General features: G+C 66.8%; 20 protein-coding genes. 13 read left to right on the top strand and 7 right to left on the bottom strand.

Annotated features, from left to right (window positions below; translation table 11 throughout):
* Positions 1-97 precede the first annotated feature (97 nt).
* Genes rnhA through ispH form a run of 3 tightly spaced genes read right to left on the bottom strand, consistent with a single transcriptional unit; the run spans position 98 to position 2,509 of the window.
* Complete coding sequence (gene rnhA / locus QQW98_RS02440) at positions 98-547, bottom strand: ribonuclease HI (RefSeq protein WP_290135970.1); 450 nt, start codon at positions 545-547, stop codon at positions 98-100.
* Positions 547-1,509 (bottom strand): homoserine kinase, encoded by a 963-nt coding sequence (gene thrB, locus QQW98_RS02435; RefSeq protein WP_290135969.1) that lies wholly within the window; start codon positions 1,507-1,509, stop codon positions 547-549. The genes rnhA and thrB overlap by 1 nt, the downstream gene beginning before the upstream one ends.
* A gap of 7 nt (positions 1,510-1,516) precedes the next feature.
* Positions 1,517-2,509 carry a 4-hydroxy-3-methylbut-2-enyl diphosphate reductase gene (ispH, locus tag QQW98_RS02430; protein ID WP_290135968.1) on the bottom strand — a complete coding sequence of 331 codons (993 nt, stop codon included), beginning with the start codon at positions 2,507-2,509 and terminating at the stop codon, positions 1,517-1,519.
* Positions 2,510-2,613: 104 nt separating this feature from the next.
* Between ispH and QQW98_RS02425 the strand changes: the two genes are divergently transcribed.
* From QQW98_RS02425 to tatC, 9 genes are all read left to right on the top strand, one after another.
* Positions 2,614-3,261, top strand: a complete 648-nt coding sequence (locus QQW98_RS02425) for a hypothetical protein (protein ID WP_290135967.1) — start codon at positions 2,614-2,616, stop codon at positions 3,259-3,261.
* Between the two features lie 90 nt (positions 3,262-3,351).
* Positions 3,352-5,097 (top strand): arginine--tRNA ligase, encoded by a 1,746-nt coding sequence (gene argS / locus QQW98_RS02420; RefSeq protein ID WP_290136837.1) that lies wholly within the window; start codon positions 3,352-3,354, stop codon positions 5,095-5,097.
* Between the two features lie 2 nt (positions 5,098-5,099).
* Positions 5,100-5,789: an SPOR domain-containing protein gene (locus QQW98_RS02415; protein ID WP_290135966.1), complete on the top strand. Its 690-nt coding sequence runs from the start codon at positions 5,100-5,102 to the stop codon at positions 5,787-5,789.
* A gap of 90 nt (positions 5,790-5,879) precedes the next feature.
* Positions 5,880-6,893 (top strand): beta-N-acetylhexosaminidase, encoded by a 1,014-nt coding sequence (gene nagZ / locus QQW98_RS02410; protein WP_290136836.1) that lies wholly within the window; start codon positions 5,880-5,882, stop codon positions 6,891-6,893.
* Positions 6,890-7,696, top strand: a complete 807-nt coding sequence (locus tag QQW98_RS02405) for a segregation and condensation protein A (RefSeq protein WP_404800852.1) — start codon at positions 6,890-6,892, stop codon at positions 7,694-7,696. Before nagZ ends, QQW98_RS02405 begins: the two co-directional genes overlap by 4 nt.
* A gap of 5 nt (positions 7,697-7,701) precedes the next feature.
* A complete protein-coding gene (gene scpB, locus QQW98_RS02400; RefSeq protein ID WP_290136834.1) occupies positions 7,702-8,313 on the top strand; it encodes an SMC-Scp complex subunit ScpB in 612 nt (203 codons plus the stop codon).
* Positions 8,314-8,382: 69 nt separating this feature from the next.
* Entirely contained in the window at positions 8,383-8,646 is a 264-nt protein-coding gene (gene tatA / locus QQW98_RS02395) for a twin-arginine translocase TatA/TatE family subunit (protein ID WP_290135965.1), read from the top strand.
* Positions 8,647-8,678: 32 nt separating this feature from the next.
* Complete coding sequence (gene tatB, locus QQW98_RS02390; RefSeq protein ID WP_290135964.1) at positions 8,679-9,128, top strand: Sec-independent protein translocase protein TatB; 450 nt, start codon at positions 8,679-8,681, stop codon at positions 9,126-9,128.
* Entirely contained in the window at positions 9,128-9,940 is an 813-nt protein-coding gene (gene tatC / locus QQW98_RS02385; protein ID WP_290135963.1) for a twin-arginine translocase subunit TatC, read from the top strand. Before tatB ends, tatC begins: the two co-directional genes overlap by 1 nt.
* Here the strand turns inward: tatC and QQW98_RS02380 are convergent.
* Positions 9,937-11,643, bottom strand: a complete 1,707-nt coding sequence (locus QQW98_RS02380; protein ID WP_404800882.1) for an amidohydrolase — start codon at positions 11,641-11,643, stop codon at positions 9,937-9,939. The two genes, tatC and QQW98_RS02380, sit on opposite strands and share 4 nt — an antisense overlap.
* Before the next feature lie 7 nt (positions 11,644-11,650).
* A complete protein-coding gene (locus tag QQW98_RS02375; RefSeq protein WP_404800851.1) occupies positions 11,651-12,526 on the bottom strand; it encodes an NAD(P)-dependent oxidoreductase in 876 nt (291 codons plus the stop codon).
* A 103-nt stretch (positions 12,527-12,629) separates the two neighbouring features.
* On the opposite strand from QQW98_RS02375, the gene QQW98_RS02370 reads away from it, so the two are divergent.
* The 4 genes from QQW98_RS02370 to QQW98_RS02355 all read left to right on the top strand — a co-directional run bounded on the left by QQW98_RS02370 (position 12,630) and on the right by QQW98_RS02355 (position 21,337).
* Complete coding sequence (locus QQW98_RS02370; protein WP_290135960.1) at positions 12,630-13,877, top strand: threonine ammonia-lyase; 1,248 nt, start codon at positions 12,630-12,632, stop codon at positions 13,875-13,877.
* A gap of 242 nt (positions 13,878-14,119) precedes the next feature.
* A complete protein-coding gene (locus QQW98_RS02365) occupies positions 14,120-14,968 on the top strand; it encodes an arginyltransferase (RefSeq protein WP_290135959.1) in 849 nt (282 codons plus the stop codon).
* 55 nt (positions 14,969-15,023) lie between these two features.
* A complete protein-coding gene (locus QQW98_RS02360; protein WP_290135958.1) occupies positions 15,024-17,132 on the top strand; it encodes an autotransporter assembly complex protein TamA in 2,109 nt (702 codons plus the stop codon).
* Entirely contained in the window at positions 17,132-21,337 is a 4,206-nt protein-coding gene (locus QQW98_RS02355; RefSeq protein ID WP_290135957.1) for a translocation/assembly module TamB domain-containing protein, read from the top strand. The genes QQW98_RS02360 and QQW98_RS02355 overlap by 1 nt, the downstream gene beginning before the upstream one ends.
* 3 nt (positions 21,338-21,340) lie before the next feature.
* Here the strand turns inward: QQW98_RS02355 and QQW98_RS02350 are convergent, their stop codons facing one another.
* Positions 21,341-21,910, bottom strand: a complete 570-nt coding sequence (locus QQW98_RS02350) for a fasciclin domain-containing protein (protein WP_290135956.1) — start codon at positions 21,908-21,910, stop codon at positions 21,341-21,343.
* A gap of 11 nt (positions 21,911-21,921) precedes the next feature.
* Positions 21,922-22,929, bottom strand: a complete 1,008-nt coding sequence (locus tag QQW98_RS02345; RefSeq protein ID WP_290135955.1) for a hypothetical protein — start codon at positions 22,927-22,929, stop codon at positions 21,922-21,924.
* Positions 22,930-22,940: the final 11 nt, after the last annotated feature.

Here is a 22,940-nt window from a genome sequence, read left to right as displayed (position 1 = left end):
ACTTTTCGACTCTAGCGCCTCCAAGCCCTTCCCCGGGGGGGAGCCGTAGGCGTGGCGCAGCCACAACGGTTGGCATGGGGGTATGAGAGTTGCGGCCCTACCGCCGGCCGGCGCGGGCGATCTCGTCTGCGGCGTCGCTTGCCAGCCGGTCAACCCGCTCGTTTTCCGGGTGGCCCGAATGGCCCTTCACCCAGTTCCACGCGACGTCGTGCCGCTCGGCCAGTTCGATCAGTTCGTGCCACAGGTCGGCATTGCGCACCGGTTTCTTGCTGGCGTTGACCCAGCCGCGCTTCTGCCAGCCGCCGATCCACTTGGTCATGCCGTCGATCAGGTACCTGCTGTCGGTATAGAGAGCCACGCCGCACGGTTCGGTCAGCGCGCGCAGCCCCTCGATCGCGGCGGTCATTTCCATGCGATTGTTGGTCGTCTCCGCTTCCGCGCCCGCCAGTTCCTTTTCGTGGCGGCCAAGGCGCAGCAGTGCGCCCCAGCCGCCGGGGCCGGGATTGCCCTTGCACGCGCCATCGGTGAACAATTCGACCTGCTTCACTACGAAACTCCGAATGCCGCCGTGCCGAGCCTTGCGTAGGCCTGCCCGCGGCGGACGAAATCCATCGGGTCCTTGCGCGGGGCGAGGACCGATCCGTCATGCGCCAGCCAGTCCTGCGCACGGGTGGCGACGAAGCGCAGGCAGGCCTGCCGCGCAAGGGCGGGCAGGGCGAGCCGTTCGGGGCCAGGGATGGGCCGCGCCCCTTCGTACCCCTGCACCAGCGCCGCCGCGATTGCGGGCCGGAATTCGCCGTCCGGGTCGAACGCCCAGGCGGCGTGAGTGGTGGCAAGGTCAAGCGCGAGGTGATCGGTGCAGGCGAAGTAGAAATCGATCAGGCCGCCGACTTCGGTTCCGCGCATCAGCACATTGTCGGGAAACAGGTCGGCGTGGATGGTGCCGCGCGGCAGCTCCGCGAAAGACTGCGTGGCGACGAAAGCGCGCTCGCCGGCAACGAAGGCGGGCAGGGCGGGATCGATCTGCCCGAGCGCATCCTCGCCCATAGCATCGAACATCGCGGCCACCTGCTCCGGGCCGAGCGAATTGGCGCGCTCCCCGGCAAAGCCTTGTGCGCCGGAATGGATGCCCGCCAGCGCCGCGCCGACGCTGCGGGCCTGCGCCTCGTTCGGATCGTCGATGGACAGGCCGGGCAGGAATTCGATCAAGGCCGCCGGGCGCCCGGCAAGCTCTGAAATCGATTCGCCCGCCGCATCGTGGATCGTGCGCGGCACCGGGCAGCCGCGGGCCGACAGGTGGTCCATCAGGCCGAGGAAATAGGGCAGGTCCGCCGGGTCCGTGCGATGTTCGTAGCGGGTGAGGATGAAGCGCGCTTCGGTGGTTTCCACCAGCCAGTTGCTGTTGGAAACGCCTTCCGCGATGCCCTTCACCGATTGCAGCTCGCCGACGTCGTAGCTGGCCAGGAAAGCCGCGATCTCTCCCGCCGAAAGCTGGGTGTAGACCGCCATCGCGGCGTCAGGCCATCAGCTGGCGGGGCAGCTTGAAGACCATCTTTTCTTCCGCCGTACGGACCTTTTCCTCGTCGACGACACGGAACTCCGCCAGCCGGTCGATCACTTCGCGGACCAGCTTTTCCGGCGCGGAGGCCCCGGCGGTGAGGCCGAGCGTGCCGACCCCGTCGAGCCACGAAGGATCGATCTCCGCCCCGCGCTGGACCAGCTTCGCATCCGTGCCGCAGCGTTCGGCCACTTCGACCAGCCGCAGCGAGTTGGAGGAGTTGGGCGCACCGATCACCAGCATCAGGTCGCACGAGGGCGCGATGGCCTTGACCGCAGCCTGCCGGTTGGAAGTCGCGTAGCAGATGTCCTCCGCCTTCGGGCCGACGATGTTCGGGAAGCGCGTCTGCAGCGCGCTGATGATCTCCGCCGTGTCATCCACCGACAGGGTCGTCTGGGTGAGGAAGGAAAGCCCCTCCTCGGCCGGGAAATGCAGCCCGGCGACGTCCTCGACCGTTTCGACCAGCGTCATCGTACCTTCGGGCACCTGGCCCAGCGTGCCGATGACTTCTGGATGGCCGGCGTGGCCGACGAAGATGATGTGGCGCCCCTTTTCCATCTGGCGTTCGGCCTGGCGGTGGACCTTGCTGACCAGCGGGCAGGTGGCGTCGAGATAGTCGAGCCCGCGCTCTTCCGCCTTGGCCGGCACCGCCTTGGGCACGCCGTGCGCGCTGAAGACCACGGGCACGCCGTCGGGCACCTCGTCCAGTTCCTCCACGAAGACGGCGCCCATCGCCTTCAGTTCGTCGACGACATAGCGGTTGTGCACGATCTCGTGCCGGACATAGACCGGGGCGCCGTAACGTTCGATCGCGCGTTCGACGATCTCGATGGCGCGGTCCACCCCGGCGCAGAAACCGCGCGGGGCGGCGATCAGGACTTTCAGCGCAGGTTTGCCGCGCGCATCCGGGTTCGCTTGCAGTGTGTCGGGATTTGGAAAGGGGGCGTTCATGGACCCGCCTCTAGCGGTTGTGGCGCGCCTGCGAAAGGGCTAGGACGCGCGCCGTCGCGCTCCGATGACCGGCCGCGCGATACGCTAGAAGGAATTGTCCCGGAATGATCGCTCGTAACGCCGCACTTGCTGCCATCGTCCTAGCTGCCACGCTCGGCGCGTGCCGGTCGAGCGGCGATATCGTGCTGGAAGACGGCGTCGGCATCCAGACCGCGCGCTCGCTGTGCCCGGCGGTGGGCGTGCCCGATTTCACCGGCGACATCACGACCTTCAACGGCACGGGCCGGACGCTGGCGGACATGGACGTGACCGCGACCATCACCAACGTGCGCACCACTTGCGACGAGACGGGCGACCAGATCTACGCCGGCGCCACGTTCGACGTGCTCGCCCGCCGTACCGACACGCGCGGGGCACGCAGCGTGCAGCTGCCCTATTTCTCCACGGTGCTGCAGGCGGGCCGCTCGGTCGTCTCCAAGCAGGTCGGCACGGTCACCGTGAACTTCGCTGACGGGCAGGAGCGTGCGCAGGCGAGCGGCCAGGCCGGCGCCTTCGTGAACCGCGCCGCAGCATCGCTGCCCGCCGATATCGAGCAGGAAATCACCCGCCGCCGCCGTCCGGGCGAAGTGGAAGCCGCAGTCGACCCGCTGTCGAAGCCCGAAGTGCGCGCCGCCATCGCCCGCGCCACTTTCGAACTGCTGGTTGGATTCCAGCTCGACGAAAGCCAACTGCGCTATAACGCCACACGCTGAGCGATACCGCCTTCGCGCAGCCCGATCTGCGCGTAAGCTTCCCTCCCTGTCGTTAAGCCGCTACCGCGCGCGGCCATGACCGATAGCCAGATGACCGACACACTCACGATCCACGCCCGCCTCGCCGCCCGCGTCGATGCCGCGCTCGATGCGCTGGTCGATGGCGGCATGCTGCCCACAGGCCTCGACCGCCGTAACGTGAGCGTCGAACCGCCGCGCGATCCCTCCCACGGCGACCTTGCCACCAACGCCGCGATGGTCCTCGCCAAGCCTGCCGGGACGAACCCCCGCGCGCTGGCAGAGGCGATCGCCGACAGGCTGCGCGCCGAAGATGGCGTCGCCGGGGTCGAGATCGCCGGACCCGGCTTCCTCAACCTGCGGCTCGACCGGTCGATGTGGCTGGGCGAGCTGGCCGCGATAGAGGCGCTGGGCGACAATTATGGTCGCAGCGCGATGGGCGGGGGCAAGCGGGTGAACGTGGAATACGTCTCCGCCAACCCGACCGGGCCGATGCACATGGGCCATTGCCGCGGTGCGGTGGTCGGCGATGCGCTCGCCAGCCTGCTTGAATACGCAGGCCACAACGTCACGCGCGAATATTACGTCAATGATGCCGGCGGCCAGGTCGACGTGCTCGCCCGCTCCGCCCACCTGCGCTACCGCGAGGCACTGGGCGAGGATGTCGGGACGATCCCCGAAGGCCTTTATCCCGGCAGCTACCTGCAGCCGGTCGGCATGGCGCTGGCGAAGGAATTCGGCGATCGCTACGCCGACCAGCCGGAAAGCGAGTGGCTGGAGATTTTCCGCACCGCATCGGTCGCGGCCATGATGGAAGTGATCCGGCAGGACCTCGCCTCGCTCGGCATCCATCACGAAACCTTTGCGTCGGAAGCCGAATTGCAGGCCGCCGGAAAGCCGGCCGAGGCCGAGGCCAAGCTGCGCGAGGCAGGGCTGGTCTACGACGGTATCCTCGAAGCGCCCAAGGGCAAGACGCTCGACGACTGGGAGCCGGTGGAACTGCCCTTGTTCCGCAGCACGCAGTTCGGCGACGACCAGGACCGCCCGATCCGCAAGTCCGACGGCAAGTGGACCTATTTCGGCGCCGACCTCGCCTATCACATGCAGAAGGCGGAAAGCGCCGACGCGCTGATCGACATCTGGGGCGCGGACCATTCGGGCACGGTGAAGCGGATCAAGGCCGCCGTCGCCGCGCTGGCGCAGATGGAAGGGCGCGAGGTGCCTTTCGACGTCAAGCTGGTCCAGATGGTCCAGTTGCTGCGCGACGGCGAACCGGTGAAAATGTCCAAGCGTTCGGGCAATTTCGTCACGCTCGCCGAAGTGGTCGAAGAAGTCGGCAAGGACGTGGTTCGCTTCACCATGCTGACCCGCAAGCCCGAAGCGCAGATGGACTTCGACTTCGCCAAGGTGGTGGAAGCCTCGAAGGACAACCCGGTGTTCTACGTGCAATATGCGCATGCGCGGATCCATTCGACACTGCGCAAGGGGGAAGAGGCAGGCGTGCGGCCCGATCCCGCCGCGATCGACCGGCTGGGCGAAGACGAAATCGCGCTCGTGAAGCAGGCCGCGCAATTCCCGCGCATCGTGGAGCAGGCGGCCAAGGCGCGCGAGGCGCACCGCATCGCGTTCTTCCTCGGCGACCTCGCGGCGGCCTTCCATGCCTTCTGGAACGCGGGCAACGACGACCCCGAAAAGCGCATCATCGTGGCACAGGATGACGCCCTGACGGCAGCGAGGCTTTATCTCGCCGACCAAATCGGGCAGGTTTTCCGCAATGGCCTCGCCATTTTGGGGGTGCAGGCGGTCGAGGAGCTGTGACCATGACGTCCTGGGGCGACGAGAACGAGCACGAATACGACGATGCGGAACGCGAGGAAGAACGCCTCGAATTCGCGGACGAGGACGAACATCTCCCCTGGCTAGAAGGTGACGAGGACGAGGAGGCCGGCACGGTCGATACGGGTCGGATCGTCGGGATTGCGGTCATCGGCTTGCTGGTGGTGGCCGCGGTCGTCGGCGCGATCTGGGCCCTGACCCGCGCCGGACCCGATCCGGAAATGATTGCCGACGGCAGCACCATCGAAAGCCCCGAAGGCCCGATCAAATCCCGTCCCGAAGATGCCGGCGGCCAGCTGGCGGCAGGCACCGGCGACGTCGCCCCGCAACAGGGCGAGGGTCGCGAAACCGAAGGCCGGATTGCCGCCAGCGAAACCGCGCGCCCCAGCATCGATCGCCGCCAGCCGGGCGAGGAGGAAGCTCCTGCCGCTGCGGCCAGCGGTGTCGGCGTGCAGGTGGGCGCCTTCTCCTCGCGCCAGAATGCCGAAACCGCGTGGAATGCGCTGCGCAGCAAGACCGACGCGCTGAACGGCGTCAGCCGCTCGATCGTGCAGGTGGAGGTCGACAACGGCACGCTATACGCACTTCGCGCGATGGCCGGCAATGCGGGCGAGGCGAATGCGCTGTGCGGCCGCCTGAAGAACGCCGGCATCGACTGCCAGGTCAAGAACTGAGCGCACTCGCGGCTCGGCGGCCCGGTTTTTGAACAGCCGGGGCGCGGGGCGCGCTTGTCGGCCCGCATCGCCTGTGCCAGCGTCACGGCGATGACACCGGCGATTTTCGGCCTTTCCGGCACTAGCCTGACCGACGCGGAACGCGGCTTTTTCCGCGAGGTCGATCCGGCGGGCTACATCCTGTTCGGTCGCAACATCGACACGGCGGACCAGCTTCGCGCTCTGACGGACGACGTGCGCGCAATCCACGGCCGCGACGTGCTGGTATCCATCGACCAGGAAGGCGGCCGCGTGCAGCGGATGAAAGCACCCAATTGGCCGCCCTATCCCGCCGGCGAGAAGTTCGACGCGCTCTACCGCCTCGCCCCTGCGAGCGCGATCGAGGCAGCCCGCGTAAACGCCGAAGCGCTGGGCGCGGACCTCGCGGAGGTCGGCATCAATTGCACCTACCACCCGCCGCTCGACGTGCGGCGGCCGGGGACCCACGACGTGATCGGCGACCGCGCGCTGGGGAGCGAGCCGATGCAGGTCGCCGCGCTCGGCCGCGCAATCCTGCAGGGGCTGGAGCGCGCAGGGGTGGTCGGCTGCATCAAGCATATGCCGGGGCACGGCCTGACCTATGTCGACACGCACAAGTCGATGCCCACGGTCACCGCCGGGGCGGAGGAACTGGAGACCGACATCGCGCCCTTCCGTTCCCTCAACGATTGCCCCGTCGGCATGACCGGCCACCTGCTGTTCACCGAATGGGATGCGGACAATCCGGCGACCCTGTCCGAAACGGTGATCCGCGAGATCATCCGCGGGCGGATCGGTTTCGACGGGCTGCTGCTGACGGACGATATCGACATGCAGGCGCTGGAGGGCACCGTGCCGGAACGCGGCGCGCGCGCCATCGCGGCGGGATGCGACATCGTGCTCAACTGCTGGGCGAAGATGGAGGACCAGCAGGGCCTCGTCGACCGACTGCCCGCACTGTCGGACGCCGGCAAGGCGCGGCTCGATCGGGCGCTGGCTGCCACAGGCTCGCCCGCCCGCACGGCCGATCATGCGGAATTGCTCGCCAAGCGGGACGCGCTGCTCGCGCTCACGGAGGCAGCGTGAACGACGGCGATCTCCTCTTCACCGCTGCCGACGAGGCGCAGCCGCAGGAGGACTGGGACGGTATTGCTTCCTCCCCAGGCGCCGACGAGGCGCTGTATCTGGAGCTTGACGGGTGGGAAGGCCCGCTCGACCTGTTGCTCGACCTCGCGCGGCGGCAGAAGGTCGACTTGCGGCAGATCTCGATCCTCGCGCTGGTGGACCAGTACCTCAACTATATCGAGCGTGCCGAGGCGCTGCGGCTGGAGCTGGCGGCGGATTACCTCGTGATGGCAGCGTGGCTGGCCTATCTCAAGTCGGCCATGCTGCTCCCCAAAGAGGAGCAGGAGGACCCTTCGCCCGAAGAGATGGCGCTGCGCCTGCAACTGCGGCTCCAGCGGCTGGGCGCCATGCGCGAGGCGGCGGCGCGGCTGATGGGCGGCGACCGGATCGGGCGCGACGTTTTCCTGCGCGGCGCACCGGAGGGCCTGCGCATCGACCGCAAGACCGCGTGGCGCTGCGAATGGTACGACATCGTGCAGGCTTACGGGCAGGTGAAGGCGCGCACGCAGCCGGCGATCCACATGGTCCGCGAACGGCCGGTGATGACGCTGGAAACCGCGCTGGAGCGCGTATCCTCCATGCTCGGCCTCAAGCTCGACTGGTTCGAGATCAGGGACTTCATCCCGCCCGGCAGCGAGCCCCGGTTGCGCAAGTCGGCGCTCGCCAGCAGTTTCGTCGCCATGCTGGAACTGGCGCGCATGGGCCGCGCCGAATTGCGGCAGGAAACGACCTTCGGCCCGTTGCACGCACGGCGCATTCAGTGACGGAGATGTCCGATCTCGAACGCTCGGTCGAAGCGACGCTGTTCGCTTCCGAAGAGCCGATGAGCGCGGAGGCGATTTCCACCCATCTCGGCGGGGCAGACGTGCGCGATGCGCTACGCAGCCTGGAAGCGCATTACGAAGGGCGCGGGATCCGGCTGGTCGAACGGGGCAAGCGCTGGCAGTTCCAGACCGCGCCCGACCTTGCCCACCTGCTGCGGCGGGAGCGGGAGCAGGTTCGCCGCCTGAGCCGCGCGGCCACCGAGGTTTTGGCGATCGTCGCCTATCACGAGCCCGTGACCCGCGCCGATATCGAATCCATTCGCGGGGTGCAGACCTCCGGCGGCACGCTCGATGTGCTGATGGAAGCGGGCTGGGTGCGCGTTGCCGGACGGCGCGAGGTGCCGGGCCGCCCCGTGATCTATGCCACGACGCCGGAATTCCTCAGCCACTTCGGCCTCAAGAGCCGGCGCGAACTGCCCGGCATCGACGAGCTGAAGGCGGCCGGACTACTGGATCCGGTGGATGACGCGTTCGATGCGCTGATGGGGCCGGACGAGAACCCCGACCGGCCATCGGCGGAAGAAGAAGAAGAAGATTCCAACGAGGGCGAAAACTAGGCTTCGCTGGTCAAGCGGCGCGGCAACGCCTATGTTTCGCGCCGACCAATCAATTTCGGAAGATTTCCCATGGGTAGCATCGGACCGCTGCAGCTTATCATCATCGCCATCGTCATCCTCGTCCTGTTCGGGCGCGGCAAGATTTCGGAGATGATGGGCGATTTCGGCAAGGGCGTGAAAAGCTTCAAGGACGGCATGAAGGAAGGCGAGGACACGCCCAGCGAAGGTGCGCAAAAGGCGATGCAAAACCGCATCGAAGGCCCGCAGCACGATGCCAAGCCCGCGTCCGAAGCTGCCGCCGACCCGCGGCCTGCCGACAAGACCGAAGGCTGACCGGCACCGGCTGACGCCCGCGGGACGCGAACATGTTCAATATCGGTGCGGAGGAACTGCTGCTGATCGTGGTGGTCGCGATCCTGGTGATCGGGCCCAAGGACATGCCGCTCGCCCTGCGCACCGCCGGGCGCTGGATCGGCAAGATCCGCCGCGTCTCCGGCCATTTCCGCGCCGGTCTCGATTCCATGATCCGCGAGGCGGAAATGGAAGAGATGGAAAAGAAGTGGAAGGCGCAGAACGAGGCGATCATGAAAGCCCATCCCGGCGCCGCTGCGGATGTGCGCAAGACGGCGGGGGAGCCGACCAACCTGCTGCCTGACGAAAACGGCGAAGGGCCGCAGATGCAACCGCTGGCCGCCAATCCCGATCCGGAGCGGGACCAGGCGGCCGATGCCGCCCGCGAGCGTGCCCGCCCCAAGCCGCCGTCCGCCGACGAGGCAGCCCCGCGCCTGCCGCTGGGCGGGGAGGACGAGGTGTAATGGGGATCATCAAGGATCTCGACGATACGCAGGCCCCGCTGCTCGATCACCTGATCGAACTGCGTACCCGGCTGGTGCGTGCGGTGCTGGCGCTGATCGTGGCGTTCGGCGGGTGTCTGTTCGTGGCCGATGACATTTTCGGCATCCTCGTGCGCCCGCTGACCAATGCGTTTCCCGCAGGCGAGGGGCGGCTGATCTACACCAAGCTCTACGAAGCGTTCTTCGTGCAGGTGAAGGTGGCGCTGTTCGCCGGCTTCTTCATCAGCTTCCCGATCATCGCCAACCAGCTGTGGGCCTTCGTCGCCCCGGGTCTCTACGCGAAGGAAAAACGCGCTTTCCTGCCCTTCCTTCTCGCCACGCCCATCCTGTTCTGCGCGGGCGCGGCGCTCGCCTATTTCGTGGTGATGCCCAACGCCTTCAAATTCTTCATCGGCTTCGAAGGGCAGGTCGCCGACATGCCGATAGAGGCGCTGCCGGCGGCGGGCGATTACCTCAGCCTGGTGATGCAGTTCATCCTCGCCTTCGGGATCAGCTTCCTGCTGCCGGTGCTGATGATGCTGCTGAGCCGCGCCGGGTTGGTGACGCGGGATCAGTTCGTGAAGTCGCGGCGCTTCGTGATCGTCGGCATCGTGATACTGGCGGCGGTAATCACCCCGCCCGACTGGGGCAGCCAGGTCGTGCTCGCCCTGCCGCTGATGCTGCTTTTCGAAGGATCTCTGGTGCTGATGCTGCTGACCGAAAAGCGTGCCGCCAGGGCGCGCGAGCGGGCAGAAGCCGAAGAGGCTGAGACAGAGGCGGCGTCGAAGACCTAGCGGACGATCTCCGCTTCCTCCCCGGCCACGATCTCCGGCGCGTCGCCGCTGCGGGTTCGGGCATCATAGACCTTGCGCCCGCCGATCCACGTTTCCAGCACCTGCGTTTCGCGGATTTCGGCGGGGGAGGAGATCATCGGATCACGGTCGACCACCACGAAGTCCGCCTGCTCGCCCACTGCCAGCTGGCCGAAACGCCCTTCCGCGAACCCGGCATAGGCGCCGCCCGCCGTGTAGGCTGCCAGCGCCGCGCCGCGATTGACGGCCTCTTGCGGATACCAGCCGCCGAAAGGCTGGCCGTCCGCATCCTCGCGGCTGATGGCCACCGCGAGGCCGGTCCACGGATCGGGCAGCTCGACCGGCGCATCGGAGCCGAAAGCGAGCGGCGCGCCGGTTGCAGCGATGGAACGCCATGCATAGGCACCGTCGAGCCGGTCAGGGCCCAGCCGTGCTTCGGCCATCAGCCGGTCGCTCGTCTGGTGGACCGGCTGCATCGATGCGACGATGCCGTGGTTGCCGAACATGTCCATGTCGGCGGGATCGACGACCTGTGCGTGTTCGATCCGCCAGCGGATATCGCCGGGATAGACGGGAGCGACATCGTCGATGGCGCGCAGTGCTTCCATGTTGGCGCCGTCGCCGATGGCGTGGACCGCGGGCTGGTACCCGTCGATGGCCGCGCGGGTCAGGGCGTTGCGCAGTTGCGCCGGCGTCATCAGGGCGAGGCCGCGATTGCCGGGATGGTCGGCGTAATCCTCTTTCAGCACGGCTCCGCGCGATCCGAGCGCGCCATCGAGAAAGAGCTTTACGCCGTTGAGACGCAGCTTGTCGTCATACAGCCAGGGGGACGGGCCGGTGCCGCCGATCAGCACGGTCTGGTCGATACCCGCGCCATAGCTCATGATACGGATATAAAGCCCGCCGGTGTCGCCCGCGCGGCGGAAGGTCTGCCAGTCCTCGATCGACGTACCCATGTCGGCGATCGCCGTGACACCGCGCGCAACCAGCAGCCGCTGCGCCTCGCTGAGCGCCGCGTCACGGTCGCTGCCGCGCGGAGGCGGGATCTTGCCGGAGACGAGTTCCATCGCCGAATCGACCAGCACGCCGGTCGGGTTGCCCGCCGCATCGCGCTCGATCCGGCCGCCGGCGGGGTCGCGCGTGTCCTTCGTGATGCCCGCCAGCCGCAGCGCGGCCGAATTTGCCCAGCCGGCGTGGCCGTCGACTCGTTCCATCCATACCGGACGCTCGCTTTCGGCAAGGTCGAGCTCGGCGGCGGTGGGGAAGCGGCCAAGGCCCCAGGTTTCCTGGTTCCAGCCGCGCCCCAGCAGCCAAGGCCGACCGGGGAAGCGCGCAGCATAGGCGGCGATTTCGGCCTGCGCCTCGCCCAGCGACGCGGTCTGCATCAGGTCGAGCGACAGCGCGGAGAGGCCGATGCCCATGACATGGCCGTGGCTGTCGATCATGCCCGGCAGGACGATGCGGCCTTGCCCGTCTTCGCGATAGTCGGTCTGCGGCCGCCGCTCCCCGCGCGCGAGCACGTGGGTGATGCGCCCGTCGTCGCCGATCACCAGCGCTTCGAAGCGGGTCACGTTGCCTTCGCGGTCCACGGCGATGCCCTGGACATTGTCGAGCAGCACATCGGCCTCGGCGGGCGCAGCGATCAGGGCGATGGCCGCAGTGGCGGCGGAAAGTAGCGTCTTCAGCACGAAATCATCCTTCGAGGTGTTTGATGAGGGCACTGGTATCCAGCCGCCCGCCGCCCCGGCTTTGCACCTGGGCATAGAATTGGTCGACCAGCGCGGTCACCGGCATGGACAGGCCGCGGCTGCACGCTTCCGCCAGCGCGATGGCGAGGTCCTTGCGCATCCAGTCGATCGCGAAACCGAAGTCGAATACGCCTTTCGCCATCGTGTCCCAGCGGTTGACCATCTGCCAGCTTTGCGCCGCGCCGCCACTGATCGCTTCCAGCACTTTCGCCATGTCGAGCTCGCTCGCCTGTGCCAGTTGCACGCCTTCGGAAAGCCCGGCGAGGATGCCGGCGATGCACGCCTGGTTGACCATCTTGGTGGTCTGCCCCGCACCCGGTCCGCCAACATGGACGATCCGCGCGGCATAGGCTTCCATTACCGGGGTCGCGGCGGCCATCGCCTCTGCGCTGCCGCCGCACATGATGGAGAGCTGCCCGTTTTCCGCGCCTGCCTGCCCGCCCGAAACCGGCGCGTCGACTGCCAGCAGGCCGCGCGCCTCAGCTTCCGCCGCGATTTCGCGGGCGATGGCGGCGGATACGGTGGTGTGATCGACGAAGCAGGCGCCCTGCTTCATGGCGGCAAGCGCGCCGTCTTCGCCCAGCACGACGCTGCGCAGGTCTTCATCATTACCGACGCAGGTCAGCACGACATCGGCTTCGGCGGTTGCTGCGGCGGGTGAGCCTGCGGACCTGCCGCCATGCTCTGCAACCCAGGCATCGGCCTTCGCACCCGTGCGGTTGTAGACGGTGACCGCGTGTCCGGCCCTGGCGAGATGCCGCGCCATCGGCGCGCCCATGACGCCCAGGCCGAGGAAAGCGACTGATTTTCCTGTGCTCATGGCCAGCCTGATGGCGGCCCGCGCGCGGCAAAGCAAATCTTTCGCGCGGCCAAATTGCGCGGCGATAGGCAGTGCGGCGGATTTCCGGTAGGCAGGGCGCCCTATGACGCAGCCCCTGACCGACGCGGAGCATCGCGCCCAGCCGCTTACCATCGACGACGTCCGCGCCGCGGCGGCACGGATCGATGGCGCGATCGTGCGCACGCCCATGGCGCTGTCGAAGACGCTGTCCGATATCACCGGCGCGGAAGTGTGGCTGAAATTCGAGAACCACCAGTTCACCGCCGCTTACAAGGAACGCGGCGCGCTCAACGCACTGCTGCAGCTGACGGAAGAGCAGCGGGGCCACGGGGTCATCGCGGCAAGCGCCGGCAACCATTCGCAGGGCCTGTCCTACCACGGCAGGCGGCTCGGCGTGCCCGTCACCATCGTGATGCCGAAGACCACCCCGGCAGTGAAGGTCATGCAGACCGAAAGCGTCGGCGGCCAGGTCACGCTGCACGGCGAGACCTATGACGAGGCCTATGCCCACGCGCGCCATCTCGAAAGCAAGCTGGGCCTCACTTTCGTCCACCCGTTCGACGATCCCAAGGTGGCGGCGGGGCAGGGTACCGTGGCGCTGGAAATGCTGGACGAGCAGCCGGATCTCGACCTGTTGGTGATCCCCATCGGTGGCGGCGGATTGGCCACCGGGATGGCGACGGTCGCCCGTGCGCTCAACCCGAGGATCGAGATCATCGGCGTACAGGCGGAACTTTATCCCTCGATGCACAACCGCGTGAAAGGCGCCGATGGCGCTTGCGGGGGCGACACGATTGCGGAAGGCATCGCGGTCAAGGAACCGGGCGGCTTTACCGCAACCCGGCTCGCCGAACTGCTCGACGATATCGTCCTGGTACCCGAACCGGCGCTGGAGCAGGCGGTGTCGCTGCTGCTGCAGATCGAGAAGACAGTTGTCGAAGGCGCAGGTGCGGCGGGCCTCGCGGCAATGCTTACTTTCCCGGAGCGCTTCGCCGGCAAGAAGGTCGGCACGGTGCTGTGCGGCGGGAACATCGACACGCGCCTGCTCGCCAACGTCCTGCTGCGAGACTTGGCGCGCTCGGGACGCCTCGCGCGGTTGCGGGTAACGCTGCAGGACCGGCCGGGTTCGCTGTTCAAGCTGATGCGGCAATTCGATGCGCACGACGTCAACATCATCGAAATCTACCACCAGCGCATTTTCACCCACCTGCCGGCCAAGGGCCTTATCACCGACATCGAGTGCGAGGCACGCGACGAACGCCAGATCGCCGACCTCGTCGAGCGCCTGCTCGATCTCGGCTACGAGACGAAGATGGTCCAGCTCGCCTGATCCAAGGCGCTGATTTCACGCGTTAACACTTGACCCGCACCCCTGACCCAAAGCGGGCCATGGCGGGGGTTGATCGGGTGGACTGTGCAAAATAACCTCAGGTTAACCATGATTCTTGGTTAAGACGGTTCTACCGGGCGACTCGCTCGGGCAGAGAGGTGGTGCGGCGCGGCGACGAACCGGTCGATGCGCGCAGACCATGCACCCGCAGGCCCGCCTGGGCAGAGAGGATTTTTTGCGAAGTGACGGCTCCGGTACGATTTCCGCGATTTTTCGTCACTGCCCCGGCGCCGTGTCCGTACCTGCCCGGTCGGACGGAGCGAAAGGTCTTCACCGAGCTAAAGGGCGAGCATGCCGATGCCCTGAACGATGCGCTCGGCCGGATCGGCTTCCGCCGCAGCCAGACCGTTGCTTATCGTCCGTCCTGCGCCAATTGCCGCGCCTGCGTGTCGGTGCGCGTGGTGGCAAACGAATTCCGGCCCTCGGCCACGCAGCGCAAGAACCTGCGCCGCAATTCCGACTTGGTGGCGACCGAGTGCCGCCCCTGGGCTACCGACGAGCAGTACCAACTGCTCCAGAAGTACCTCGGCGCGCGCCATCCCGGCGGGGGCATGACGGCGATGGACGACATCGATTTTGCAGATATGGTGGAACACACGCCTGTATCCAGCTATGTAATTGAATACAGGGAGCCCTCCGACGGGGAGCGGCCCGGCCGTCTGGTCGGTGCCTGCCTCACCGACCGGCAGGGGGACGGGTTGTCGATGATCTACAGTTTCTTCGACCCCGAGCATGAGGATCGTACGGGTCTTGGTAACTATATCATCCTGGACCATATCCGGCGCGCCGCTGACAGCGGGCTGGGCTATGTCTATCTCGGCTATTGGGTCGATGGCTCGCCGCGTATGCAGTACAAGGTGCGCTACCGCCCGCTCGAACGGCTCGGCCCCGATGGCTGGGTGCGCATGTCGGAAGACGAGCAATCCGGCCTCATCGCAGCAGCCACTCGCCCGCGCGACCGGTCCGGCGATTTCGTGGGCAACAAGGACGGGTTGCCCGAGCAAGTCGAAAGCTTTTCGCCTGTCGAATGACTCCACGCGACGCGTAGCCGCCATCTCGCCGCGCGCCCTGACCGGCGCGCTGGCGATGGCGCTGGCCGCCACCGCTTCGCCCGCCCTCGCGCAGGATCGCGATACGTCTGCCGAGCTCGAGGAATTGATCCCCGACAGCGCGATCGACAATCCCGACGGGTGGGCGGGCGAAGGTGTGCCGGCGGAAAACGCCGCGCCTGACGCTTTGCCTCCGCTGGCCGCCGACGCACCGCTCGACGACTTGCCTGAAATCACCGTGCCGTGGCCGGACGAGATCGAGCTGGCAGACGTGCCCGACCTCGAACCGCCGGACGACATCCAGTTCGCAGAAAACCCGTTCGAAGTGCTGCCGGTGCTGGAAGACGGGTTCGAGGTCCGTGTTTCCGACACGACAACTCTTGTCTTCCCCTCGGAACGCTCGCTGTTCCCCGAGCAGGACGAATTCATCGACCGGTTCCAGGCCCTCTCGCAGGTCGAGGCGCTCGACAGCGACGAGGACAGCCTCGCCCAACTCGCCGCACGGGCTCGCGCCGACGAGGAACTGCTCATCCGGCTGATGCGCATTTACGGCTACTACGATGGCGAAGTCCTGCGCTCCGTCGGCGGGATCAGCCCGGGCGAGGAGGCAGCCTCGCTGGCCGAAGGCGCCGTGCGTTTCGATGTCCTGCCCGGCCCCCAATACACGATCGGCGCGGTCGACCTGGGCGAATTGGCGCAGGCCGACGATTCCCACCTCCTGCGCGATGCTTTCGAAATCCGCGCCGGCGATCCCGTGTTGCAGGACAAGATCGTCGAGGAGCAGTTCGATCTCGACACCGCGCTTGGCGCCAACGGTTATGCCTTTGCCGAGATCGACGCGCCCGAACTGCTAATCGATCATGCGCGCGACGAAGGCGATCTCACCATGATCGTCCGTCCCAACGGCAAGTACAACTTCGGCGTGGTCACAAGCGACCGGCCGGATTTCCTGTCCGGAAATCACCTGGGCGACATCGCCCGCTTCGATCCGGGCGACCTCTACACGCGCGAAGACGAGCTGGACCTGCGCCGTGCGATCCTGGCCACCGGCCTCGTCTCCTCGGTCACCATCACCAAGCGCGAAGTCGTTGCGCCGCAGCCGGGGCAGCCTGGCACGGTCGACCTCGACGTGGGTATCACGCCTGCACCCGTGCGGACGCTGGCCGGGTCGATCGGCTACGGCAGCCAGGAAGGCTTCAAGATCGCCGCGAGCTGGGAGCACCGCAACTTGTTCCCGCCCGAAGGCTCGCTGCGCGTGCGCGGCATTCTCGGCACGCAGGAGCAGTTGCTCGGCGTGACCTTCCGCCGCAATAACGTGGCCGGACGCGACCGCATCCTGACCATCGACGCCTACGCCAGCACGATCGACACTGTCGCTTACGACCGGCAGGCCATCGCGCTGACCGGCGTGTTCGAGCGTATTTCCACCCTGCTTTACCAAAAGCCGCTGACGTGGGGCGTGGGCGCTGAACTCCTTGCGACGCAGGAAAGCGCGGTCGATGTGGACGGCAACCGCCTGCCGCGGGAAACCTATTTCGTCGGCTCTGTCTTCGGGCGCACGGAAATCGACACGACCGACTCCCTGCTCGATCCGCGCAAGGGCTTCCGCCTCGGCGGCTTCGTCGCGCCGGAAATCTCGCGCAACAATGACATCAAGACGAACAGCTTCTACGTCCGCACCGAAGCGACCGGCAGCTATTACCAGCCGGTGAGCGAGAAAGTGGTCGCAGCCGGCCGTTTCCGCCTCGCCAGCATCAACGGCGCGCCGCTGGAGGCCATTGCGCCGTCGCGCAGGCTCTACGCCGGTGGCGGGTCGTCGGTGCGCGGCTATGGCTACCAGGCGATCGGTCCGATCACCGCCGACGGCGTGCCGACCGGCGGTCTTTCCGCTTTTGAACTGAGCGCGGAGGCACGCATCACCACCCCGCTGCTGAACGGGCTGGTCGAGGTCGTGCCCTTCGTCGACGCCGGCACAGTCGCCCGCGGGACAACGCCGGACTTCGACGAGATCAAGATCGGCGTCGGCATCGGGGCGCGGTACAAGACCGGCTTCGGCCCCATCCGCGTGGATGTGGGCGTGCCGCTCAATCCCGGCGAATTCGATAGCTCCTTCGCGGTCTATGTCGGCTTGGGGCAGGCCTTCTGATGAGTGACGCCGAAGTAGCAGAAGTAGCCGAAGAACCGGCAGCCGAGCGGCGCAAGGGCGGCTGGCCGAAGCGCGTTGCCAAGTGGCTGCTCGGCCTGTTCGCCTTTGTGCTCGCCGTGCTGGCAATCGGCGTGGCGGTGCTCAACAGCCCCATCGGCAAGCGCTTCGTCACGGAACAGATCGGCAAGGTCGCGCCGGCGTCCGGCCTGCGCTTCGAAGTCGGCCGGATCGAGGGATCGCTCTACGAAAGAGCCACGTTGCACGACGTTTCGGTCTACGACACCGAAGGGCTGTTCCTGGAAATCCCGGTCATCGAACTGGATTGGCGGCCCCTGTCGTGGTTCAGGAGCGGGCTCGATGTCCGAGAACTCATCATCCGCCGCGGGCGGCTGATGCGCACGCCTGTTCTGTTGCCGGGCGACCCAGACGCGCCGATACTGCCCGATTTCGATATCCGCGTGGACCGCCTGATCATCAACGACCTGACCGTCGACGGCGATATTTTCGGCGGCGAGGACCAGCAATTGAACCTGTTCGCCCGTGCCGACATTCGCGATGGCCGAGTCGACTTGCTCACCAACGCGATGGTCGGGACGGAAGACCGCGCGCTGTTCAAGCTGATCAACGTGCCTGCCGAAGGGACGTTCGACCTCAACCTTTATTACAATGCGCCCGCAGATGGCTTTTTCGCGGCGATGACCGGCATGAATGCGGACATTCGCGCCATCGGCTATGGCGACGGAAGCTGGGCCGCCTGGAAGGGTGGGCTTTATGCTACGCGCAATGGTGAAGACTTCGCCGCGTTTCGCCTGACCAATTCCGAAGGGCGGATCGGCCTGCTGGGACAGGCACGGGTCGCGTCGATGCTGGAGGGGATACCGGCGCGCGCGGTTGGAGAGGTTCTCAATTTCAAGGGCCTCGGCACGCTCGACCAGAGCGTCCTGTCGGGCGAATTTACCGCCGTCAGCCCGTCCTTGCGCGTCAGCGGCGACGGCGGCGTCGACCTGGCCGACAAGGTGGTCGACGCGCTCAGTCTTAGCGGGCGATTGAAGGATCCGAACCTGTCCGGTGACAGCTTCACGCTGCGTGGCACGCGTTTCGATGCGCTTGTAAACGGCGATTTCCGCGACCTCACCATCGAACACGACGTGGATGTGGCCGAATTCGTCACGGGCGACACGCGGATCGTCGATCTCGCTCAGCGCGGCACGGCGACCTACGATGGCTCGCGCTGGGTCGTCCCGCTCGATGCGCGGGTGCAGCGACTGGTCACCAACACCGACTTCATCGACCCGCGACTTGTCGGCGGCACCGCGACCGGCACGCTGGTTTACACCGGGCGCGACCTGCTGGCGGACGACCTTTCGGTGCGCTTCCCCGGCCTCGCGGCCGACGTGGCGCTCAACGCCAATCTCGCCGACGGAATCTATCGCATCCGCGGGCCGGTGAGCGCAGACGATCTCGCCATCGAGAACCTCGGCGCGATGTCCGGCAATGCGAATATCGATTTCGTCTTCGACAACGCCGGATGGCGCGTCAGCGGGCAGGTCGAGGGGCGCATGACCCGCATCGACAACGCCACGCTGGCCGACCAGACGGGCGGCAATATCCGCTTCGACGGCGGCTTCGCATTGGGCAGCGCGCAGCCGATCCGCTTCAATAACGCCACTTTCCGGTCGGCCAAGATCACCGCGAATCTCGATGGGCGTTACCAGAACGGCAATTCCACCATCGTCGGACGCGGTCGCCACGTCGATTACGGACCGTTCACCGTGCAGGCATCGCTCGATGCGGGCGGACCGCGTGCCGACCTTGTGTTCGCCGAACCTGCTGGCGGATTTACCGATGTGGCGGTGGCGCTGCGCCCGATTGACGACGGCTTCGGGATCGAGACCAGCGGCATCTCTCCGCTCGGGGACTTTGCCGGGACCGTGAACCTCTATTCGACCCCAGGCACCGACACGCGGCTGGTCTTTCAGGAATTCCGCGTTGCGCAAACTGATGTGGCGGGCGAAATCGCGCTGGTGGAAGGCGGCGCGGCGGGCGACCTGCAACTGGCCGGCGGCGGTCTCGACGGCACCATCGTGCTCGCGCCGCGCGAAGGTAGACAGGGCTTCGACGTCAATCTCGTCGCCAATGGCTTCGACATCGCGAGCCCCAGCCGGATCCAGATCCGCAGCGGGACCATCGATGCAAGCGGGCTTGTCGGCGGCGACGAACCGCCCACGGTGGAGGCCGACATCGACCTCACCGGCGTGCGCTATGGCGGGCTCGTCATCAATCGCCTGCGTGCCGAAGCCGACCTCGTCGATGGTGTCGGCACTTTCGAAGGCGCGCTGGCCGGGCGCCGCCGCAGCCGCTTCGCGCTGCAGTTCAAGGGGCAAGCGACGTCCGAGCAGGTCCGTTTCGTGGCCGGGGGCGAGTATGCGGGGCGCGACATCGTGATGCCGCGCTACGCCGTGCTCGACAAGGACCCGGACGGCACCTGGACCCTGATGCCCACGCAGCTGCGCTATGCCGGTGGGGCGCTTACGGTGGAAGGCGGCTTCGGCGGACCGCGCGAGCCGCGTATCGATCTCGCCGTCTCGAACATGCCGCTCTCGCTCGCCGACGTGGCGGGGGCCGATCTCGGCCTTGGCGGGACCATCTCGGGCCGGATCAACTACGCACCGAGCGCAGGCGGCCAGCCGACGGGCGAGGCGCGGGTAAAGATTTCCGGGCTCACCCGCTCGGGTCTCGTCCTCACCAGCCGCCCGATCGACGTGAACCTGGTCGCAAATCTCACCCCGACGCGCCTCGACACGCGCGCGCTGATCAAGGCCGACGGCGGCATCAGCGGGCGCTTGCAGGGGCGGATCACGGGCCTGCCGGGTAGCGGCGGGTTGCTTGACCGGCTCTATGCAGGCGATCTGCTGGCCCAGTTCCGATACAGCGGACCGCCCGAAGGCGTTTGGCGTCTCGCTGCGCTGGACGCGTTCGACATCACCGGCCCGCTGAATGCGGCGGCGGATGTAACCGGTAGCCTCGGCCAGCCGCGCTTCCGCGGATCGGTGGCGGGCGACAACCTCCGCCTGCGCAGCTCGCTATCGGGCACCGACATCACCAATATGCGCATGCGCGGCGAGTTCGACGACGCGCGCCTGCTGCTGCGCAGCTTCAGCGGCACCGCCCCTAACGGCGGGACAGTGAGCGGCAGCGGCTACATCGACCTCGCCAATCTAGGCACCGGGCGCGGACCGGATATCGACCTGCGCATCGCCGCTCGCAACGCCGAACTGATTGAGCGGGAGGGGCTGGGCGCGACCGTCACGGGTCCGCTCCGCATCGTCTCCAACGGTATCGGCGGGACTATTGCCGGGCGCGTGCGCCTGAACGGTGCGAACTGGTCGCTCGGCGGGCCGGCCGCGGCGCAGCGCCTGCCGGACATCCAGATCCGCGAAATCAATCTGCCGCAAGACCGCCGCGCCGCCGTGTCGGTTGCTGCACCTTGGCGCTTCCTGATCGATGCGGAGGCCCCGCTGGGTGGGATCGACGTGAAGGGCCTCGGCCTCGAAAGCGAATGGCGCGGTAATATCCGGCTGCGCGGGACGACCGACGAGCCGCGGATCGGCGGCCAGGTCAGCGTCGTGCGAGGCGACTACACCTTTGCCGGCACGCGGTTCGAACTGACGAAGGGCGAGATCGGCTTCACCGAGGATGCGCCGATCGATCCGTTGCTGGACATCGTGGCGGAAACGAGCGTGCCGGGGCTGGACGTCACGGTCACCATCGGCGGCTCGGCAACGCGCACCGACATCGACTTCAGTTCGACACCGCCGCTGCCGCGCGAGGAAATCCTCGCCCGGCTGCTGTTCGGCGGTTCGATCAGCGACCTGTCGGCCACCGATGCCCTCCAACTGGGCGCAGCAATCGCCTCGCTCAACAGCAGCGGGGGCGGCGGGCTGGACCCGATCAACCGCCTGCGCACCGCTGTAGGCCTCGACCGGCTTCGCATCGTTGCCGCCGACCCGGCGCTCGACCGCGGCACGGCTGTGGCGCTGGGCAAGAACATCACCGACCAGCTCTATGTGGAGATTATCACCGACGGGCAGGGCTATAGCGCGACCGAGCTCGAATACCGGGTGACGCGCTGGCTGGTGCTTCTGGCCAGCGTATCGACAATCGGCCGCGAGAGTGTCGCGGCCGAGTACCGACGGGATTATTAAGATTTATTCGGCGGCGGTTGTCGCGGCGGGAATATCGACCAGCACGCCATCGATGGGAATGACCACGCCGTTGCTGGCGGTGCTGGCAGAGCCGTCAAGACGGGCGGACTTTCCGCCCGGCCCGGCCACCATGATCGTTTCACCGTCGATAGTGAAGGTCAGGTCTTCCCCGCCATAGCTGGCCATGGTGACCGACCCGCCGCCGGCACTTTCGACCGCCTTGCGTATATCGTCCGGGCTCAGGTAACCCGGCACGATATGCTGCCGGACCACGGCGATCGCTAGCGGCCGGCCATCCGCGCCGGTGAGGGACGTACCTTCCGGAACAGCAGCCTCGAAGGCAGCATCGCTGGGTGCGAGCACGGTGTAGGAAGCAGCACCGTCGAACACGCCCGACAAGCCGCTATCCGAAAGCGTCGACGCAACCGTCGAAATCCCGTCGGCCTGACCGATCACAGTGGCCAGAGTTGACGATTCGCTAGCGGTTCCTGCGGGTTCGCTCGTGCCGTCTTCGGCGCTGCATCCGGTAAGGACTAGGGCACCTGCGGTGCAGGCAAGGAACCACTGTTTCATTCCGGGCCTCCTCAGAGGATCATTTCGATGGCGGATGCGATGAGGCGCGTTTCCGGATCGACCTGGTAGATATAGCCATCCGAGTAACGGTAATTCGCCTGCGGAGTGTCGTAGTAGCGGTCGCGATAAGGCGGCGGCACGTTGTAGACGTCGTACCCGCGCGGCATCGGCTGGCCGATGCGGAAGTCGTCTCCGGTCAGCAGCGCCGCGATCGAGGTGATCGCTGCCGTTTCCGGATCGACGCGGTAAAGGACATTGTCGGAATAGCGATAGCTGTCGCGGCCGCCGAGAGACCAGTAATCCTCGTAATAGGAGGGTACGGCGGTACGCTGATAGCTGCTCGGCCAGACATTGCCGATCGACAGGGCTCCGCCCAGCAACGGCAAGTACGAACCGATGCCGCCATCGCGGCCAAGCCGCACCAGATAGCCGTCGTCGTAGTAGTAGCGCCTGTCATTCAGGCCGCGATAGCCGAAGAAGTCGGGATCGTAGTCGCGCTGCTTCGCGAGACCAGGAGGGGTGCAGCCGTTGCGCTTCTTGGCGAGACCCGGGGGGCACCCGTCGAGCAGGCTGGTGCGCCGCGTATCGCGGATTCCGAAGACTTCGCCGACCGTGCCGATGATGCCGTCGTTACCGCGGCGGTCCGGCCCACGATCGACCGCGACGGCGCGATTTCCGTTGCCGTTGCCGTTATTCCTGACCCGGATGCGATCGTCCCCGTTGCCCCGGTTGCCCTTGTTCCCGTTTCCGCGAGCATAGTCATTGCCACGGTTGCTGTTTCCGGCATTCGCATTGCCGCGATTTCCGTTGCCTTTGCCGCGCACGGCCTTGTCGGGTCCGCCGCGCTGCTGCACGGCACCTCCACCGCGGTTGCCGTTGCCGTTGTTATTCTTCGCAGACTGGGCAGCGGTTGGTCCCTTGCCGTTGCCGTTACCATTACCGTTGCCCTTACCCTGGGCGTAGGCACCGCCGGAAATGGCGAGGGCCGCGCAAGCGCATGCAAGTGCCAGATTTCTCATGTCACAACTCC

This window comes from Alteriqipengyuania flavescens (genome assembly GCF_030406725.1).
In the GTDB taxonomy this organism is placed as follows: Bacteria; Pseudomonadota; Alphaproteobacteria; order Sphingomonadales; family Sphingomonadaceae; genus Alteriqipengyuania_B; species Alteriqipengyuania_B flavescens.
The sequence above is the reverse complement of the archived record's forward strand: the minus strand, read 5'-3'. Positions and strand labels throughout refer to the sequence as shown.

Coding starts and splice junctions, on each gene's coding strand:
- QQW98_RS02345 (WP_290135955.1), bottom strand. CDS start 22,929: ATGAGAAATCTGGCACTTGCATGCGCTTGCGCGGCCCTCGCCATTTCC.
- QQW98_RS02355 (WP_290135957.1), top strand. CDS start 17,132: ATGAGTGACGCCGAAGTAGCAGAAGTAGCCGAAGAACCGGCAGCCGAG.
- scpB (WP_290136834.1), top strand. CDS start 7,702: ATGTCCGATCTCGAACGCTCGGTCGAAGCGACGCTGTTCGCTTCCGAA.
- tatB (WP_290135964.1), top strand. CDS start 8,679: ATGTTCAATATCGGTGCGGAGGAACTGCTGCTGATCGTGGTGGTCGCG.
- QQW98_RS02350 (WP_290135956.1), bottom strand. CDS start 21,910: ATGAAACAGTGGTTCCTTGCCTGCACCGCAGGTGCCCTAGTCCTTACC.
- ispH (WP_290135968.1), bottom strand. CDS start 2,509: ATGAACGCCCCCTTTCCAAATCCCGACACACTGCAAGCGAACCCGGAT.
- argS (WP_290136837.1), top strand. CDS start 3,352: ATGACCGACACACTCACGATCCACGCCCGCCTCGCCGCCCGCGTCGAT.
- thrB (WP_290135969.1), bottom strand. CDS start 1,509: ATGGCGGTCTACACCCAGCTTTCGGCGGGAGAGATCGCGGCTTTCCTG.
- tatA (WP_290135965.1), top strand. CDS start 8,383: ATGGGTAGCATCGGACCGCTGCAGCTTATCATCATCGCCATCGTCATC.
- tatC (WP_290135963.1), top strand. CDS start 9,128: ATGGGGATCATCAAGGATCTCGACGATACGCAGGCCCCGCTGCTCGAT.
- QQW98_RS02360 (WP_290135958.1), top strand. CDS start 15,024: ATGGCGCTGGCCGCCACCGCTTCGCCCGCCCTCGCGCAGGATCGCGAT.
- QQW98_RS02415 (WP_290135966.1), top strand. CDS start 5,100: ATGACGTCCTGGGGCGACGAGAACGAGCACGAATACGACGATGCGGAA.
- QQW98_RS02375 (WP_404800851.1), bottom strand. CDS start 12,526: ATGAGCACAGGAAAATCAGTCGCTTTCCTCGGCCTGGGCGTCATGGGC.
- QQW98_RS02425 (WP_290135967.1), top strand. CDS start 2,614: ATGATCGCTCGTAACGCCGCACTTGCTGCCATCGTCCTAGCTGCCACG.
- nagZ (WP_290136836.1), top strand. CDS start 5,880: ATGACACCGGCGATTTTCGGCCTTTCCGGCACTAGCCTGACCGACGCG.
- QQW98_RS02370 (WP_290135960.1), top strand. CDS start 12,630: ATGACGCAGCCCCTGACCGACGCGGAGCATCGCGCCCAGCCGCTTACC.